This is a genomic window from Collinsella aerofaciens, from assembly GCF_039752775.1.
Classification (GTDB): Bacteria; Actinomycetota; Coriobacteriia; order Coriobacteriales; family Coriobacteriaceae; genus Collinsella; species Collinsella aerofaciens_R.
Genome location: NZ_JBDMGT010000014.1, coordinates 1 through 15,025 on the forward strand (window position 1 = coordinate 1; position 15,025 = coordinate 15,025).

A 15,025-nucleotide genomic window follows, 5' to 3' on the forward strand; every position below is an offset into this window, starting at 1 on the left:
GGCCTGGCGTTAGCATGTCGCGATTCAATCTCGAAAACAGCATTGCCCAGTTGACAAAACTATAGGAACACCCCCCGCGCAGAAACGCAAGGCAGGACATCGCTATATGCTTAAAAGTGTAGCAATTTAAACGACCCGCCATTCCGCGTCAGGTTGCCACTCGGTCGTCAAATCGAACCACTCGCGCCATCAAAGGGGCTCGGCAGGATAAAACCGTCGGCAATCTTTATCCCCACAGCCCCACAAGGCAGCTAATTTGGAACGGGGCTTTTTGACTACTTGGGCATTCAGATCGGCATGTAGTCAAAATAGCCGTCCCAAGTAGACTGGTCTGACGCTGCGCCACGAAAAGGGTCTATCTGCTACGTTTAGACCGCATGGGTCGACCATAGCCGACTTTTTCGGAAATCGGCAAGCTCTCTACCTGCGGTTTTAATTTCACAAAATCCGGGATGGTCGAGGTAGCTCGGTCAAACGTAGTAGATGGCCGCATTTCGTGGCAAACGGTCCGACCCAAGGCCCAAGGCGACCAGCCTCGGATGACCATTCACGAAGTTGCGGTGGAATACGGACTGAATTGGCGCCTTAAAGGCAAAAACACTCCGTATTTCACCGCAACTTATCGAGGGGATGGGTTTTAGAGGCGGGCGAGGTCGTAGGCTTGGGCAGCTGCCTCGCCGGCGCAGATGAGGTTGGTTGTGGCTTCCTGTGGATCGATTGCCCGCTCCAGGTCCATGGGCTTGCGGCAGATCGGAAGCGCCAAGTCAATACCCTGCTCATACACCGCATCCAGGCTGACGGCACGACCGCCCACGACGGCGACCACCGGCTTGCCATATCGCTTCGCGCGGCGGGCCACGCCCACCGGTGCCTTACCGGCGGCGGACTGCTCATCCATATTGCCCTCGCCCGTTATGACCAGGTCGACATCGCGCACGCGCTCGTCAAATCCCACGAGATCGAGCACCGTCTCCACGCCCGAACACAGCTCCGCGCCAAGCGCCAACAGCGCGGCACCCAGGCCGCCGGCGGCACCGGCACCGGGCACGCCGAGCACCGAGCCAAACGTCCGCGCACCCTCGGGCACGCGCAGTAACCCCTGAGCCCGTGCCTCGGCAATCGCCGCATCGAGCAGGCGACCGTAGTCGACCATCCAGCTGTCGCACCTGCTCAGCGCCTCGGCATCATCCGTCGGCAGGCCCTTCTGCCCACCGAACACCGCTAGGGCGCCTCGGCGTCCCACAAGCGGATTCTCGACATCGGAAAGCACCACGACACGAGCATCATCCAAAGCCTGCAGAGCTGGCGCCAAATCAACGCTCGCCACCTGCTCAAGGCCGGCAAGACCGGGGGCGACATCGCATCCCTGATCATCGACCACACGCGCGCCCAGCGCCTGCAGCATGCCGGCGCCACCGTCGTTGGTGGCACTGCCGCCCAGACCAATGTAGAGTGTCTTTGCGCCCATGCGAACCGCGCGAAGCATGAGCTCGCCCACGCCATAGGTTGTAGCAGCCAGCGCCGACGACTCCGCGCAAGGCGAGTACCCAATGCCGGCCGCCTCGGCCATCTCGATGACCGCGGACTCGCGCTCGACATCAACCAGCATCCGGGCAGCCACGCGGTCGTCCAAGGGGCCTGCCACCTCGCAGGTCACAATCTCACCGCCGCACGCGGCAACGGCATCGAGCGTCCCCTCACCGCCATCCGCCAGCGGCAACGCGGCCACCTGGGCATCGGACCACACACGGCGAACGCCTTCGGCAACCGCCGCCTCCGCCTGCGCACTCGAAACGCTGCCCTTAAAGGAATCAATCGCCAACAGCACACGGCGGGGCCGGCGGCACGCGGGTCCAAAATCGACCGCCTCAACGGCAGTATCTTCGGCACACGCGAGCGCCTCGGCATGAGCGACATGCGCCTCAAGATCGGCCCCACAACCGCAGCCAGCACCATCGATGCCACGCAGCCCACTAAAATAGCTGCTCAACACCCCACGACACTCATCCGCCAGCACGCCGGCATGTACGTTAAACCGATGGTTCAGGCGCGAATCGGCATTCAGGTCATACAGCGAACCCAGCGCGCCCGCCTTGGCATCAGCCGCGCCATACACGCAGCGCCCCACGCGCGCGTTGACCATAAGCCCCGCACACATGCAGCAAGGCTCGAGCGTTACATAGACCGTGCAATCGGAAAGGCGCCAGCGACCGAGCGACCGAGCGGCAGCGTACAAGGCCGCGAACTCGGCATGAGCCGAAGGATCCTGGTCGAGCTCGCGGCGATTATGCGCCCGCGCGACAATCTCACCCGCGCGCACTACCACGGCACCAATCGGTACCTCGCCCACCGCAGCGGCGGCGCGAGCCTCCGCCAGCGCCTCGCGCATGAACTTCTCGTCGATTTCGGTGATCGTCATCGTTCGCCTTCCCTGTTGCAGATTCAAAACGATGCTATCATTACGACTCACGGAGAGATGGCAGAGCGGTTGAATGCGGCGGTCTTGAAAACCGTTGAGCGCGAGAGCGTTCCGGGGGTTCGAATCCCCCTCTCTCCGCCACTTTTAGTGATTCACCGGCGTCATGGTTCGCTCAAACAGCGCATCGACCACGTCGGCTATCTCAGGTCGACGCTCCAGATCGTGGCCCGATTCCCACCATATCGTGAAAAGTCGAATAATACCGCCGGCGACAAACTCAGACGTCGTCTCGAGTGACACGGGGGCCAGGGCATCCTCGGCGAGCACGTTCATCACACGCTCGCGGATGGAGCGGGCAATGCGGTCGCAAATGACGTTGGTCAACATGCCCGACATGCTGCTTGCCAAAATGTTATCCATGAGCTGCTCGTGCGCCAGAATCAAATCCATGGCATCGTCCAAAATCGCGTGCCGAAGCGCGCGCACGTCCTCGGCAGACACCGCGCCGGCCTCATCGGGCTGTTTTTGCGGCAAGCCCGACATAAGCTCATCGATATAAAAGGCAAAGTAATCGTTCTTGTCGCGAAAGTGCTTGTAGAACGTCGTGCGGCGAATCATGGCGCGGTCGCACAGCATGGCAACCGTCAGGTCCTCAAAACGATGCTCCTCGAGAAGCTCGGTGAAGGCATCGAACAGGGCGCGGTAGGTTTTCTTAATGCGAAGGTCCACTGGTATCGCCATCCTCAGGGCAAAGACAACACTCGTCAATCTGTCGCATATCTTACACCTGTACCTCGCGCGCTTTGCCCCGGTGCCGACCCCGCCGAAAACACAACGCTTACCGGAAAGTTCGGCACGGCAAAACGTTGCGGGTATACTAGTAGCGTTATACCAACGGCAGCTGGCGCATGCCGCCGCGGCCATTCGAAACGGAGACATCATGATTACCGTCATCATCGGCATCGTTGTTGTCATTGTGATTGTCTGCGCCATCGCCGGCATCTACAACAACATGGTCACCAAGCGTAACCGCATCGATAACGCCTGGCAGAACATCGACACGCAGCTGCAGCGTCGCAACGACCTGATTCCCAACCTGGTCGAGACCGTCAAGGGCTACGCCAAGCACGAGCAGGAGACGCTCTCCGCCGTGATCAGCGCGCGTAACACCGCCGTCAAGGCCACCACGCCCGAGGCCAAGATGGAAGCCGACAACGTGCTGACCGGTGCACTGCGTCAGCTCTTCGCCGTAGCCGAGGCCTATCCCGATCTTAAGGCAAACACCAACTTTACGCAGCTGCAGGCATCGCTCGAGGATACCGAGAACAAGATTAGCTACGCACGCCAGAGCTACAACGATTGCGTGCTCAGCTACAACAACGCCATTCAGACGTTCCCGGCTGTCATCTTTGCCGGCATCTTCCAGTTTAAGGAGCGCCAAGGCTTCGAGGCCGCCGAAGCAGCCCGCCAGGCCCCGACCGTCAAGTTCTAGTAGTTTGACAGCGCATCCTTAATCGGCCAAATGCATAAACCGCCCCGTCGAATGCATACTTCGACGGGGCGGTTTCCTTTTTCGCGAAGGTCCCCCTCTAAGCGCCGTGCATTTTCAGGAGTATTCAACATAACCAAGAGCTTCGGGCGCCACGATAAATGCCAAAGACCGCGAATATCCCTGCAAATCAAACGCTGCCAGCCCATAACCCCGCCCATCATTCGTAGAAAACATCGAGAAATCCCGATTTTTTGCCCGAGGTCGGTATGCAGGGGCCTTCGATTGCAGAATACTCGCAAAAATGCACGTCGCCACCACCCCCACATGGCGCGAACCAAAACAAAAGCGCGGCCTTCCTTTCCGGCGCACTCCGCGGGACGAAAAAACCTCCGCCGCACGAAGTGCGCAGCGGAGGTTCTTTCATGTCCGAGGACGCGCCGGAAAGGAAGGTCGCCCTCGGGCCGGACAGCTAAGACAGCTTACGCGACGGTGTAAACCCAGTTGTGCTTATCCTCAACAGCACCAGACTGGATACCAGTCAGGGTCTCGCGGAGCTTCTTCATCACAGGACCGATCTCGGTGTAGCCAGCCGGGAAGGTCACGGTCTCGTCGGCGCCGTAAACCTTGTTGTCGATCTCGCCAACCGGGGAGATGACGGCAGCGGTGCCGCACAGGCCGCACTCGACAAAGGTACCGGCCTTGACCTCGGCCCACTCGACGGGACGTTGGTCAACGGTCATGCCCAGGTCCTGAGCAACCTGAACGAGCGAACGACGGGTGATAGAGGGCAGGATGGAGTCGGTGTGCGACTGAGGAACGACGAGGGTGCCGTCCTCCTTCACGAACAGGACGTTGGCGCCACCGGTCTCCTCGACATAGGTACGGGACTCGGAGTCAAGATACAGGTTCTCGGCATAGCCCTCGCGATGGGCCTCCATCGTGGGCTTAAGGGACATGGCGTAGTTCAGGCCGGCCTTGATGTTGCCGGTGCCGTGCGGTGCGGCACGGTCATACTCGGAAACGCGCAGCTTGACGGGCTTGAGGCCACCCTTAAAGTACGGACCGACCGGGGTCACGAGAATGCGGAACGTGTACTCAGGAGCGGGAGCCACGCCGATCACGTCACCGGAGCCGATCATAAACGGACGCACGTACAGGGTCGCACCGGAGCCGAAGGGCGGAACCCACGCGGCGTTGGCAGAAACGACCTGCTTGACGGCCTCAACGAACTTGTCCTTGGGGAACGGGGGCATCTCGAGGCGCTGGGCAGAGTTGTACATGCGCTCGGCGTTCATGTCGGGGCGGAAGCAGACGATGCTGCCGTCCTCGGCGGTGTAGGCCTTCAGGCCCTCAAAGACCTCCTGACAGTAATGGAAGATGCCACCGCACTCGGAGACATGCAGGGTGTGGTCGGTGGTCAGGCCGCCCTCGTCCCACTCGCCATCCTTCCAATGAGCCTCGTAGCTGTAATCGGTCTTCATGTAGCCAAAGCCGAGGCTACCCCAATCGATATCCTTCTTCTCGACAGTCATATGTCGCTCCTTACATACACAGTTGCATACTCGCGAACCCGCACGCAAGGACCGAGGCCGACCGCGTCGCAACGTCGCACGCCCGGAGCGTAGAGCCGGACGGGACACGCGAGCAGCATCAAAGCCGATGGCACGTCGATTCGCATGCACGAGATTGTACTCCCCGCACGCGTCTGATAAAACGCTTTTCTTTAACTAAGTAAAGTATTTTCATTTGACCGAAGCAAAAAGGCCCGCCACCGTAAGCGGTGACGGGCCTCAACTGTACGGTCTGCGCGCTGGCTCGAGCTAGGCGTTCTATTTACCCAGCTTGGCCTTAACCAGACCGACCACGGTCGGGATGATCGACACGGCAACGATGCCGATAATCAGCAGCTCAAAGTGCTCCTGCACAAAGGGAATGCCGCCAAAGAAGTAGCCCAGCAGCGTAAAGACCGTCGACCAGGTAATGCCGCCCAGCACGTTAAAGACGACAAAGTTGCGCCAGTGCATGCCGCCCATGCCAGCGATAAAGGGCACAAAGGTGCGGATAAACGGGAAGAAGCGACCCAGGAAGATGGCCAGGTGACCCCACTTGTCCAAGAAGTCCTCGGACTTTTTGATGCGCTCGGGCGTCATGGCCTTGACCTTGCCCGAAGCGATGATCTTGCGGCCAAAGAAGTGACCGATCATAAAGTTGCACTGATCGCCCAAAATGGCAGCGGCCCATGCGGTGGCCAGAAGCGCCACGATGTTAAAGCCGCCGTTGTGGGCAAAGAAACCCGAGGCGAACAGCAGCGAATCACCGGGAAGGAACGGGAAGAACACCACGCCCGTCTCGATAAAGATGATCAGGAATACGCAGCCGTAGGCCATAAGCGGGCCGGCGGCGATCCAGCTGGCGATCGCGGTGCGCGGGTCCTTAAGCAGCTCGGCAATAAAATTGATGAAACCCATGAAGTAAAACCTCTCAGTTGTGGGCGCGGATACGTCCAAGTTGACCAGTATACGGTTGCGGTGCCCCCTCGTGCGCAACCCCACAAAAGCATGACTCCATTACCAGCAAGTTTGCATAACTGACACTTGTAGCGCAAAGCCGCCAAGATTGTCCTTTTTAATCCCTAGCGAATCGCTATACTTTATTGAATCGCATTGCCATGGCGCTAAGGGAGGGCGGCCGGTGAGCTTTATCAATACCATTCGCGAGGACATCAAGACCGTCCAGGCGCAGGACCCCGCCGCGCAAAACGGTCTGGTCATCTTCCTTTCCTATCCTGGCCTGCACGCCAAGTGGAACCACGTGCCCGAGCACTGGCTGTGGGAGCACGGTCATCGCTCGCTCGCCCGCGTGCTCTCGCAAATCACCCGCCACATCACCGGCGTCGAGATTCACCCTGCCGCGCAGATTGGCAAGCACTTCTTTATCGACCACGCCATGGGCGTCGTCATCGGCGAGACCACCATTGTGGGCGACAACTGTGTGCTCTACCAGGGCGTCACGCTCGGCGGCACCGGCAACGAGACCGGCAAGCGTCACCCCACCCTGGGCAACAATGTCACGGTGGGCACGGGCGCCAAGGTGCTCGGCAACATCCGCATCGGCAACAACGTCAAGATCGGCGGCAACTCGGTCGTCGTTAAGGACGTGCCCGACAACTGCACCGTCGTGGGCGTGCCGGGACGCATCATCAAGCGCAACGGCTGCCGCGTGTTCGAGGAGAGTTTCGACGCCAAGCAGCATCGCGAGTACATGCCCGATGACGCCGCCGAGCAGAGTGCCCTCAACCGCCAGGGCATCACCGAGAATGCCCGCCGCGTCAAAGAACTCGAGCGAGAGGTGGCCGAGCTCAAAACCCTCGTCGCCAAGCTCATGGACGAACGTTAGGAACGCAAGCGGCACAAAACGACATCGGCACCGACGCAAAAGGCGCGCCAGGGAATCAATCCCCGGCGCGCCATTCCTTTTGATGTGACAAAGGGACTGTCCCTTTGTCACATTATGCGAACTGACTCAGATAGAGGTCGGCATAAGCGCCCTCGGCTGCGAGCAGCTCCTTATGCGTGCCCTGCTCGATAATGTTGCCGTGGTCCATGACCAAGATCAGGTCGGCGTCCACGATCGTCGACAGGCGATGCGCGATCACAAAGCTCGTGCGCCCGCGCATAAGCGCGTCCATGGCACGGCCGATGGCAAGCTCGGTACGCGTGTCCACGCTTGAGGTCGCCTCGTCCAGGATGAGAATCGCCGGGTTGTTGAGCAGCACGCGTGCGATGGTCAGCAGCTGACGCTGGCCCTGGCTGATGCTTTCGGCATCGTTGGCCACGCGCGTGTCGTAGCCCTGCGGCATGGTGCGCACAAAGAAGTCGACCTGCGCGGCACGAGCGGCGGCCACGATCTCGTCGCGCGTCGCCTCGGGACAGCCGTAGGCGATGTTTTCGGCAATCGTGCCATCGAACAGCCAGGCGTCTTGCAGCACCATGCCAAACTGCTGACGTAGCTCGCCGCGATCCATGCGGCTCGTATCCACGCCGTCGAGCGTAATACGCCCGCCGTCAATCTCGTAGAAGCGCATGAGCAGGTTGATGAGCGTCGTCTTGCCTGCGCCCGTGGTTCCCACCACGGCAATCTTCTGGCCCGGCTCGGCGGTAAACGACACGTCGCGCATAAGCGGCTTGTCGGGCGAATAACCAAAGCGCACGTGCTCAAAGGAGACGCGGCCCTCCACGCGACCCGGCAGCTTGGCGGCCTTGTCCGGCAGCGGATCGGCCTCCATCTCGGGCTCATCGAGCAGGTCGAACACGCGCTCCGCACTCGCCAACGCGCTCTGCAGCGAGTTGAAGGTAAACGACAGCTGCGTCATGGGTTCGGACGCCTCGTAGATAAACTGGAAGAACGCCTGGAACACGCCGACGGTCATGTGACCGGCAACCAGCATGCTGCAGCCCACCAGCGCAATAACGATCTGCGCCAAACGGCCGATAAAGCGCACCGCGGGGCCGACAGCATTGATCATAAAGTCGGCCTTGGTGCTCACACGAGCCAGTTCCTTCGAAGCCTCGTGCACCTCAGCGGAGCTCTGACGTTCGCGGTTAAACGCGCGGATCACCAGACGGCCCGAATAGCCTTCCTCGACCGCACTCGTAATCTTGGACACCCACTCCTGGCGCTCGCCCGTCACATCGTGTGTGCGGCGCGAGACGACCTTCGTCACCAGCAGCGACAGTGCCGTAAAGAACAGAAAGACGAGCGTAAGCTGCACGCTGAACACGAACATCACGCTCACAGCACCAACAACCGTGCCGATCGACACGAGCAGCTGCAGCAATCCGCGCTGCATGCTCTCGGACATCTTGTCCAGGTCGTTGGTCGCGCGGCTGACGACCTCGCCGGGACGATGCGCGTCAAAATAGGCGAGCGGCAGACGGTTGAGCTTTTGCGCGATGCGGTTGCGCAGGCGTAGATTGAGGCGTTCGGCCACGCTCGACATCAAAAAGCTCTGGAGCGCGTAGAACGAAGCGGCGGCCGTCCAAATCAAAAAGTAGATGAAGATAGTCCTGCCACAGTTCTCCCAGGTGATGCTGAAGGTGGCGTTGTTGACAAACGCTACCTGAATGTGGCCCCACAGCTCATCGATCACGCGGGCGCTATATGCCGGCGCGGCAGTGTTAAAGATGACATAGAACACAATGCTCGCGAACACGATATAGAAGCGCCAATGGTCGCCGGCAGCCTCACTCCACAGGCGGCGCACCGTCGCCCAGGTATCCCGAGGCGTCTCGTCCTCGTCTTCGTCGTCCACGTCGCGCATACGCTCTGCCTCGGCGCGGGCGCGCTCGTCCTCGGCACGTTCGTTTTCCTCGTAGAGCGCTTGGCGGCGAGCCTCGCGCTCGGCTGCAGCCTTGGCGGCGTCATCCAGCTCGGTCGACGCGGCAGCCGTTTCCTCGACCAGTCCCGCGGCAGCGGCGTCATCAACGCCGCCCTGCTTCTTGAGCTCCTCGGTCACGCTACTCACCTCCCTTCATCTGCGATTCCGCGATGGCGCGGTACACCTCGCAGGTTTCCATAAGCTCGCCATGCGTGCCCAGACCCACAACCTCGCCATCCTTGAGCACCACGATCTGGTCGGCATGCAGAATGGTCGAGATACGCTGCGCAATGATGAGCACCGCGGCATCGCGCGTTTCGTCCTGCAGCGCATGGCGCAGGGCCGCATCGGTCTTGAAGTCCAGGGCCGAAAAGCTATCGTCGAAGATATACAGATCGGCATGCTTCATGAGCGCACGGGCGATTGCCAGACGCTGGCGCTGACCACCCGAGAAGTTCGTACCGCCCTGGGCAACCGGGGTATCGAGCCCCTGCGGTTGGTCGAGTACAAAGGTGCTCTGGGCAACCTCAAGCGCGTGAAGCATGTCGCCCTCGGTCGCGCCTTCGTTACCAAAGCGAAGGTTGCTCGCCACCGTGCCCGAGAACAGCCATGCCTTCTGCGGCACATAGGCAATGCGCCCGCGGATTTCGTCTTGCGTAAGCTCGCGCAGGTCCACACCATTCAGGCGAATGGAGCCCTTGGTGGCATCGTGGAAGCGCAGCAGAAGCTTTGCCACCGTCGATTTGCCCGAGCCTGTCGAGCCAACGATCGCAGTCGTCTGACCGCGACGGCAGGCAAAGCTCAGGTCGCACAGGGTGTCCTCGTCGGCATCGTCAAAGCGAAACGACATGTGGTCGAACACGGCCACCGCATCGGCTTCGTCTTGGGGCTCGCGCGCCCCGCCATCCAGCGTGTGCTCGCCATCGACGATGCTCGGCTCAATCTCCAACACCTGCTGCGCACGGTTCAGGCACGCGGCAGCACGCGGAAGCGTCAGCACCACCATCTGGGCCATCATCACAAAGAACAGGATCAGAATTGCATACTCCAGCACCGCCGAGATACTCGCAATCTGCATGGCGTGGGCGCCTACGCGGTTGCCGCCCACCCACAGCACCGCCACCTCGGCGATGTTCATCAAAAAGAAGCTTGAGCTGTCGAGGCCCACAAACAGGTGGTTGACTTTGATGGCGTTGGCGGCGTATTCGCTAAACACCTCGTCCAGACGCCGTTCCTCGTGGCGCTCCTTGTTAAACGCACGGATGACGCGCACGCCCACAATATTCTCGCGCAGCACCACGTTCATGCGGTCGATAAAGCCCTGTAGGCGCATAAAAATCGGCGCCGCGTTGGCAACCGTAAAGACCGCCGCCACCAGCACAATCGCAACGACTACGCCCAGAAGCGTGCCCATGGCGGGATCGATAAACCAGGCGAAGATGATGCCCGCCACAGCCAAAAACGGCACGGGCAGCACCAGCTGAATCGTCTGCAGAATCGCCTGCTGAATCACGTTGATGTCGTTGAGCGAGCGCGTGATCATCGATCCGGTGCCAAAGCGCTCAAAATCGCTGGCCGCGAGCTCGAGCGATTTGTCGTACACGGCATTGCGGATATCGCAAGCCACGTTGGCGGCCAGGCGCGCCGAAAGATAGCAGCCCAGCACCGTGCCGCCGCTAGCCATGCTGGTCGCGATAAACATGTATAGGCCGTTGCGTAAAATGTAGTCGACATCGCCCGTGGTAATACCGGTGTTGACCATGTTCGCCAGCATCGTGGGAACCAACAGCGTACCGACGTTATCCACCAGCAGCACCAGCAGCGTCACTGCGACAAGCCCTCGATATGGCTTTAGAAACCTCATTAACAGTCGCACGACTCCCCCTCACCTTGATTCTCGGCTTGGTTCTCGGCAGCGATATGCTGCTTAAAGGCATCGCACTCATCGCCGAGCACCTGAGAGAATTTGCCAATCAAGCGCATAATCTCGCGCTGCTCACATGGCTCAAGCGCGCCAAAGGCTCGCTGCTCGGCCTTGAGTGCCGGCAGCGCATAACGCTCGGCAAATCGCCTGCCCTCTTCGGTCAGGCTCACAACCTTGTTCTTACGACTGCCTTCGGCAAACTCCAACGTTGCGAAGCCCCGCGCCGTCAAGGCTTTAATTGCCGAGTTGATGGTCTGCTTGCTGTAGAACCATTCGCTTGTCAGACGGCTTACGGCAATACTGCCGCCCGCCGTGCTGGTGTCGACGAGCATCCAATAGGCGCAGTCCGAAAGGCCGCAGGCGCGCGAGAACTCCGAATAGATATGGTCGAGTCCATTGAGCAACCGATCAAAGTCGACCAGCGTAACCGCACTATTCATCTATCCCACCATTCAATTGTCCGATTTTTGACCAATTATGTGTCTCTAGATTAGTCCGAGTTTTGACTATCGTCAACAGGCTCTCCGCAAATACGTGCACTTTTATGGCCCATCGGCAGAAAAAGACCGCCGGCGCGGGGGCGGCGCCAGCGGTCACGTGAAAATCGGGTTTTATTGCCTGTTAAGCGGCGACAGCCTCGTAGACCGTAGCGCCCGAGAAGCTGTCATGCAGGCTCTTGCCGGCAATCCACGGCAGCTCGACGACCTCGCAGACCGTGTTGACCAGCTCGGAGCAGTCAGTAAAGTGGCCCTTGTCGTTGAGGGCCTCGCAATCCTGAACACGCCAATAGCCATCGGTGTGCGTGATGTAGTACTCGTGATCGTTGATCGACACGAAAGCGCGCGTCTTGGAACGCAGCAGCTTCAGAAATCCTTCGAAATCGGTCTCGACGACATCTCCAGCCTGGAACATGATGTTACCTCCTGGCCCGGCGCCACCACGGCGCATTGATAAACGTTGGTACTCCTTTAGTAAAACCTTTATCAGAGGTTATGCGTTCGTCATTTAGGCAAGTGGTAAAAAACCGCAGGGTAGACGGGATAAAACGTTTAACCATCCCATTTGTTTGTCACATTCTGAAGGTACTTTTATGCAAACCTACTTTCCCAATTGGAATCTATCCTTTTGGCCGGGCAATTGACCGTCTATCGTTTAAGCCCGACGGGTATGAACGGGGCATCTGCAACGCCACCGCAAGGAGACACCATGGAGACTATCGAAGCACTCATTCACCGCCGCAGCTGCCGCAAATACAGCGATCGTCCCGTCGAGGCCGAAAAGCTTGCACGTATTATCGAAGCCGGCCAATATGCACCGAGCGGCATGGGCCGCCAGCCGGTGACGTTTGTCGCCGTCACCGACCCCGCGACCGTCGAGCGTCTCTCACAGCTCAACGCCCAGGTCATGGGCAGCAACAGCGACCCCTTCTATGGCGCCAAGACCGTTGTGGTGGTGCTGGTTGACCGCAGCGTGCCCACACACCTGGAAGACGGCTCGCTCGCCATGGGCAACCTGCTCAATGCTGCCTATGCGCTGGGTGTCGATTCGTGCTGGATTCACCGCGCGCATGAGGTCTTTGACTCGCCCGAGGGTCTGGAGCTGCTGGCCAGCTGGGGCCTGCCCGCCGACGGCAGCCTGCGCGGTGTCGGTAACTGCATTCTGGGCTATGCCGAGGATACGCTTCCCGAGCCCAAACCCCGCCGCGACAACATCATCTACGTAAGGTAACCCGGGAGCGTCAGCGGGGGTGGCTAATTTGGGACAGGGCTATTTTAGCTACCCCGCTCGCAACTTATATTGACGTCGCCGTTGTCGTCGTTTCGTTCGTGTGAGTCGTTTCGGCGTCGTCGCCTTGCTTGTCTTCGTCCTTTTGAGCATCTGCGATGGTGGAGGCCGCCGCGACGATGCCGCGCTGGGGCGCGACGCCCGTCTGGGCCTGAGCGCCCTCGACAACTTCTGTACCTACATGCGCGAGCTCGGGCGATTTAAACATTGCGTCCAAGTTGGCGCCACCGCCGGCATATCCGAGCGCAGCGAGCGCGATGACGATCACTGCAACGGCGGCCACGATCGGCACGTAGCGATGCCAGCCGGCGGGATTGAGCCCACTGCGGCGAGCCGCCCCGCGGCTGATGTAACCAAGCGTGCCGTCGTGCTTGAGCTTTGAGCCCACCACGCGTTTGCGGCCCCGCAGCGAGGACTCTGCCTGCATTGCCAAGCGGGCGCTTGCCGAAGGATAGCCGTATTTAGTGCGCTTGAACGAGCCATCAAACCCCGAGGCGTGTTTGCCCCACGTCACCGATGTCGTGCGTCGGTTGACCGGCGCGGCGCTCCGCCTTCTGCGGCTCGGTTTTGAAGTCTCAGCCATATGCCCTCGCACGCCGTAACCAAATCGAAACAATAACGCTTTGGACTGTAGCACACGCGTCGCGCGCGGTCACGGGCGCCTCGCTCAACGGTCATCGTCCTTCAGCAAGCGCCACAGCGTTGTACGGCTTATGCCCAGCACCTCCGCCGCACGGGTTCGGTTGCCGTGGAGATGGTCTACAACCAGATGCGCGATATCTCGCTCGGTATCGGCCAGCGGTCGCAGGATATACAGGTCACTTTCGAGCGTCGGGGCGCCAAAGGTTGCGGTCTTAATCACGTCCTCTTGGGCGAGCACTTCCTCCGCCACAGCGCGGTCCACCGTGCCCGTCCCCGCCAATATATACAGTCGTTCCGAGACCTCGCGGAGCTGCAGATAATTGCGCGGCCAGCGGTAAGCATCGAGCGTCTTCGTCGCCGCGGCAGACAGCGTGGGTGCTGCCGTCTCAAATGCATCAGCGAGATATTCCAAATAGCGCGCAACCTTCGTCGACGCGGCTCCCTGCTCGGCGATTGCCGGCGCCACGCTCACCGCGCAGGCGAAGCGCTCGGTCACAAACGCGGCTTGATCACTTTCGCCGCCGCCCGGCATGTCATTCGCTGTCAGCACCACATGGCAGCGCGTCGCCAACGCGGTGTCGGTCATCGTGGAGACCAGCTCGCGGAGGCGCTGGGGGCCAACCGCGTTCCAGCCCTCAATGCAAAGGGTCAGCCCCGTTTGGAACAACGGCGATTCGGCGCTTTTGAGCACATGGCGCCAACCGCGCTCGGTGAGCTCATCGAGCGCAACGGAAACAAAGGGCTGACCGGCAAAAGGACCGTCCAGATAGAGGCGCTTGACGATCTCGACCTGACCCGCTCCCAGCTCGCCCTCGAGCATAAGGGGCACACCGCGCGCGTAACTCTCTGCAACCGGCGCAGCCACCGAGGCCGCCCCCTCAACGATGCCGTACGCGCTCGATTCGTAGCGGGCCTCAACTTCGTCGGCGTTGAGCCACTCGATACCCGCATGCGCCGCGGCACCGCGCACCTCGCGGACCACGACGACCCAAAGGCCCCCGCCCTCTTTGTCGGTGGGGCGAACGGTCAGGCTCAGGCGCGTACCCGCACGCCCCATAACCAGACGCGCGCCGTCTCCTATACGGTCGAGGCGCTCAGCGACAAAAGCCGCCACATCCCGCTCGAGCGCCGCGTCATTCATGGTCGAGATCGCGACGTCCCCACACGCATCGATTGCCAATGCCGAGGCCCCGGCAGCAGCCAGGGCCTCGGTCAAGATGTTCAGCTTGGCATCGCTATCCATTATTTGCCCCTGTCCGCAGCGACGTGCAACCGCCGACGGTCGCACGACCGAGTGTTTCAAAATTGAACGATATTGCTCACCAAACACTATAGGGCAGAAAGCGCCGTCCTGCGAGTATAGGTGTTGCCCCGCATCGCCATCCT

At 60.4% G+C, this 15,025-nt stretch carries 13 protein-coding genes and 1 tRNA gene; 4 read left to right on the forward strand and 10 right to left on the reverse strand.

Features of this window, described 5'->3' with window-relative positions:
• Positions 1-637: 637 nt before the first annotated feature.
• The gene (gene tadA, locus ABHR63_RS05170; protein ID WP_346965036.1) at positions 638-2,419 is read right to left on the reverse strand and encodes a tRNA adenosine(34) deaminase TadA; all 1,782 of its coding nucleotides are present in this window, start codon (positions 2,417-2,419) and stop codon (positions 638-640) included.
• Positions 2,420-2,470: 51 nt separating this feature from the next.
• Here tadA and ABHR63_RS05175 point away from each other — a divergent pair.
• Positions 2,471-2,560, forward strand: a tRNA-Ser gene (locus ABHR63_RS05175).
• 3 nt (positions 2,561-2,563) lie between these two features.
• On the opposite strand, the gene ABHR63_RS05180 is transcribed toward ABHR63_RS05175, so the two are convergent.
• Complete coding sequence (locus tag ABHR63_RS05180) at positions 2,564-3,148, reverse strand: TetR/AcrR family transcriptional regulator (RefSeq protein ID WP_158566281.1); 585 nt, start codon at positions 3,146-3,148, stop codon at positions 2,564-2,566.
• Positions 3,149-3,359: 211 nt separating this feature from the next.
• Between ABHR63_RS05180 and ABHR63_RS05185 the strand changes: the two genes are divergently transcribed.
• Positions 3,360-3,911: a LemA family protein gene (locus tag ABHR63_RS05185; RefSeq protein ID WP_082421874.1), complete on the forward strand. Its 552-nt coding sequence runs from the start codon at positions 3,360-3,362 to the stop codon at positions 3,909-3,911.
• A gap of 479 nt (positions 3,912-4,390) precedes the next feature.
• Here the strand turns inward: ABHR63_RS05185 and ABHR63_RS05190 are convergent, their stop codons facing one another.
• Together ABHR63_RS05190 and ABHR63_RS05195 are read right to left on the reverse strand one after the other, a co-directional pair.
• Entirely contained in the window at positions 4,391-5,443 is a 1,053-nt protein-coding gene (locus ABHR63_RS05190; protein WP_035138743.1) for a branched-chain amino acid aminotransferase, read from the reverse strand.
• Positions 5,444-5,740: 297 nt separating this feature from the next.
• Positions 5,741-6,379 carry a DedA family protein gene (locus tag ABHR63_RS05195; protein WP_138113555.1) on the reverse strand — a complete coding sequence of 213 codons (639 nt, stop codon included), beginning with the start codon at positions 6,377-6,379 and terminating at the stop codon, positions 5,741-5,743.
• A gap of 223 nt (positions 6,380-6,602) precedes the next feature.
• Here ABHR63_RS05195 and cysE point away from each other — a divergent pair, with 223 nt between their 5' ends.
• Entirely contained in the window at positions 6,603-7,307 is a 705-nt protein-coding gene (gene cysE / locus ABHR63_RS05200) for a serine O-acetyltransferase (protein ID WP_346965035.1), read from the forward strand.
• A 112-nt stretch (positions 7,308-7,419) separates the two neighbouring features.
• Here cysE and ABHR63_RS05205 read toward each other — a convergent pair whose 3' ends face one another.
• The 4 genes from ABHR63_RS05205 to ABHR63_RS05220 all read right to left on the reverse strand — a co-directional run bounded on the left by ABHR63_RS05205 (position 7,420) and on the right by ABHR63_RS05220 (position 12,124).
• A complete protein-coding gene (locus ABHR63_RS05205; protein ID WP_346965034.1) occupies positions 7,420-9,426 on the reverse strand; it encodes an ABC transporter ATP-binding protein in 2,007 nt (668 codons plus the stop codon).
• Position 9,427: 1 nt separating this feature from the next.
• Complete coding sequence (locus ABHR63_RS05210; protein ID WP_346965033.1) at positions 9,428-11,152, reverse strand: ABC transporter ATP-binding protein; 1,725 nt, start codon at positions 11,150-11,152, stop codon at positions 9,428-9,430.
• A complete protein-coding gene (locus tag ABHR63_RS05215) occupies positions 11,152-11,652 on the reverse strand; it encodes a MarR family winged helix-turn-helix transcriptional regulator (protein WP_346965032.1) in 501 nt (166 codons plus the stop codon). Before ABHR63_RS05215 ends, ABHR63_RS05210 begins: the two co-directional genes overlap by 1 nt.
• 181 nt (positions 11,653-11,833) lie before the next feature.
• The gene (locus ABHR63_RS05220; RefSeq protein ID WP_006235631.1) at positions 11,834-12,124 is read right to left on the reverse strand and encodes a hypothetical protein; all 291 of its coding nucleotides are present in this window, start codon (positions 12,122-12,124) and stop codon (positions 11,834-11,836) included.
• Positions 12,125-12,418: 294 nt separating this feature from the next.
• Here ABHR63_RS05220 and ABHR63_RS05225 point away from each other — a divergent pair, with 294 nt between their 5' ends.
• Positions 12,419-12,940: a nitroreductase family protein gene (locus tag ABHR63_RS05225; protein ID WP_346965031.1), complete on the forward strand. Its 522-nt coding sequence runs from the start codon at positions 12,419-12,421 to the stop codon at positions 12,938-12,940.
• 64 nt (positions 12,941-13,004) lie between these two features.
• Here the strand turns inward: ABHR63_RS05225 and ABHR63_RS05230 are convergent, their stop codons facing one another.
• Positions 13,005-13,580 (reverse strand): hypothetical protein, encoded by a 576-nt coding sequence (locus tag ABHR63_RS05230; protein ID WP_346965030.1) that lies wholly within the window; start codon positions 13,578-13,580, stop codon positions 13,005-13,007.
• A gap of 84 nt (positions 13,581-13,664) precedes the next feature.
• Positions 13,665-14,882, reverse strand: coding sequence for a helix-turn-helix domain-containing protein (locus ABHR63_RS05235; protein ID WP_346965029.1), 1,218 nt, complete (start codon positions 14,880-14,882; stop codon positions 13,665-13,667).
• Positions 14,883-15,025: the final 143 nt, after the last annotated feature.

Excerpts from the sequence above, each read along its gene's own strand:
- tadA (WP_346965036.1), bottom strand. The coding sequence starts at position 2,419 with ATGACGATCACCGAAATCGACGAGAAGTTCATGCGCGAGGCGCTGGCG.
- ABHR63_RS05185 (WP_082421874.1), top strand. The coding sequence starts at position 3,360 with ATGATTACCGTCATCATCGGCATCGTTGTTGTCATTGTGATTGTCTGC.
- ABHR63_RS05190 (WP_035138743.1), bottom strand. The coding sequence starts at position 5,443 with ATGACTGTCGAGAAGAAGGATATCGATTGGGGTAGCCTCGGCTTTGGC.
- ABHR63_RS05195 (WP_138113555.1), bottom strand. The coding sequence starts at position 6,379 with ATGGGTTTCATCAATTTTATTGCCGAGCTGCTTAAGGACCCGCGCACC.
- ABHR63_RS05210 (WP_346965033.1), bottom strand. The coding sequence starts at position 11,152 with ATGAGGTTTCTAAAGCCATATCGAGGGCTTGTCGCAGTGACGCTGCTG.
- ABHR63_RS05215 (WP_346965032.1), bottom strand. The coding sequence starts at position 11,652 with ATGAATAGTGCGGTTACGCTGGTCGACTTTGATCGGTTGCTCAATGGA.
- ABHR63_RS05220 (WP_006235631.1), bottom strand. The coding sequence starts at position 12,124 with ATGTTCCAGGCTGGAGATGTCGTCGAGACCGATTTCGAAGGATTTCTG.
- ABHR63_RS05225 (WP_346965031.1), top strand. The coding sequence starts at position 12,419 with ATGGAGACTATCGAAGCACTCATTCACCGCCGCAGCTGCCGCAAATAC.
- ABHR63_RS05230 (WP_346965030.1), bottom strand. The coding sequence starts at position 13,580 with ATGGCTGAGACTTCAAAACCGAGCCGCAGAAGGCGGAGCGCCGCGCCG.
- ABHR63_RS05235 (WP_346965029.1), bottom strand. The coding sequence starts at position 14,882 with ATGGATAGCGATGCCAAGCTGAACATCTTGACCGAGGCCCTGGCTGCT.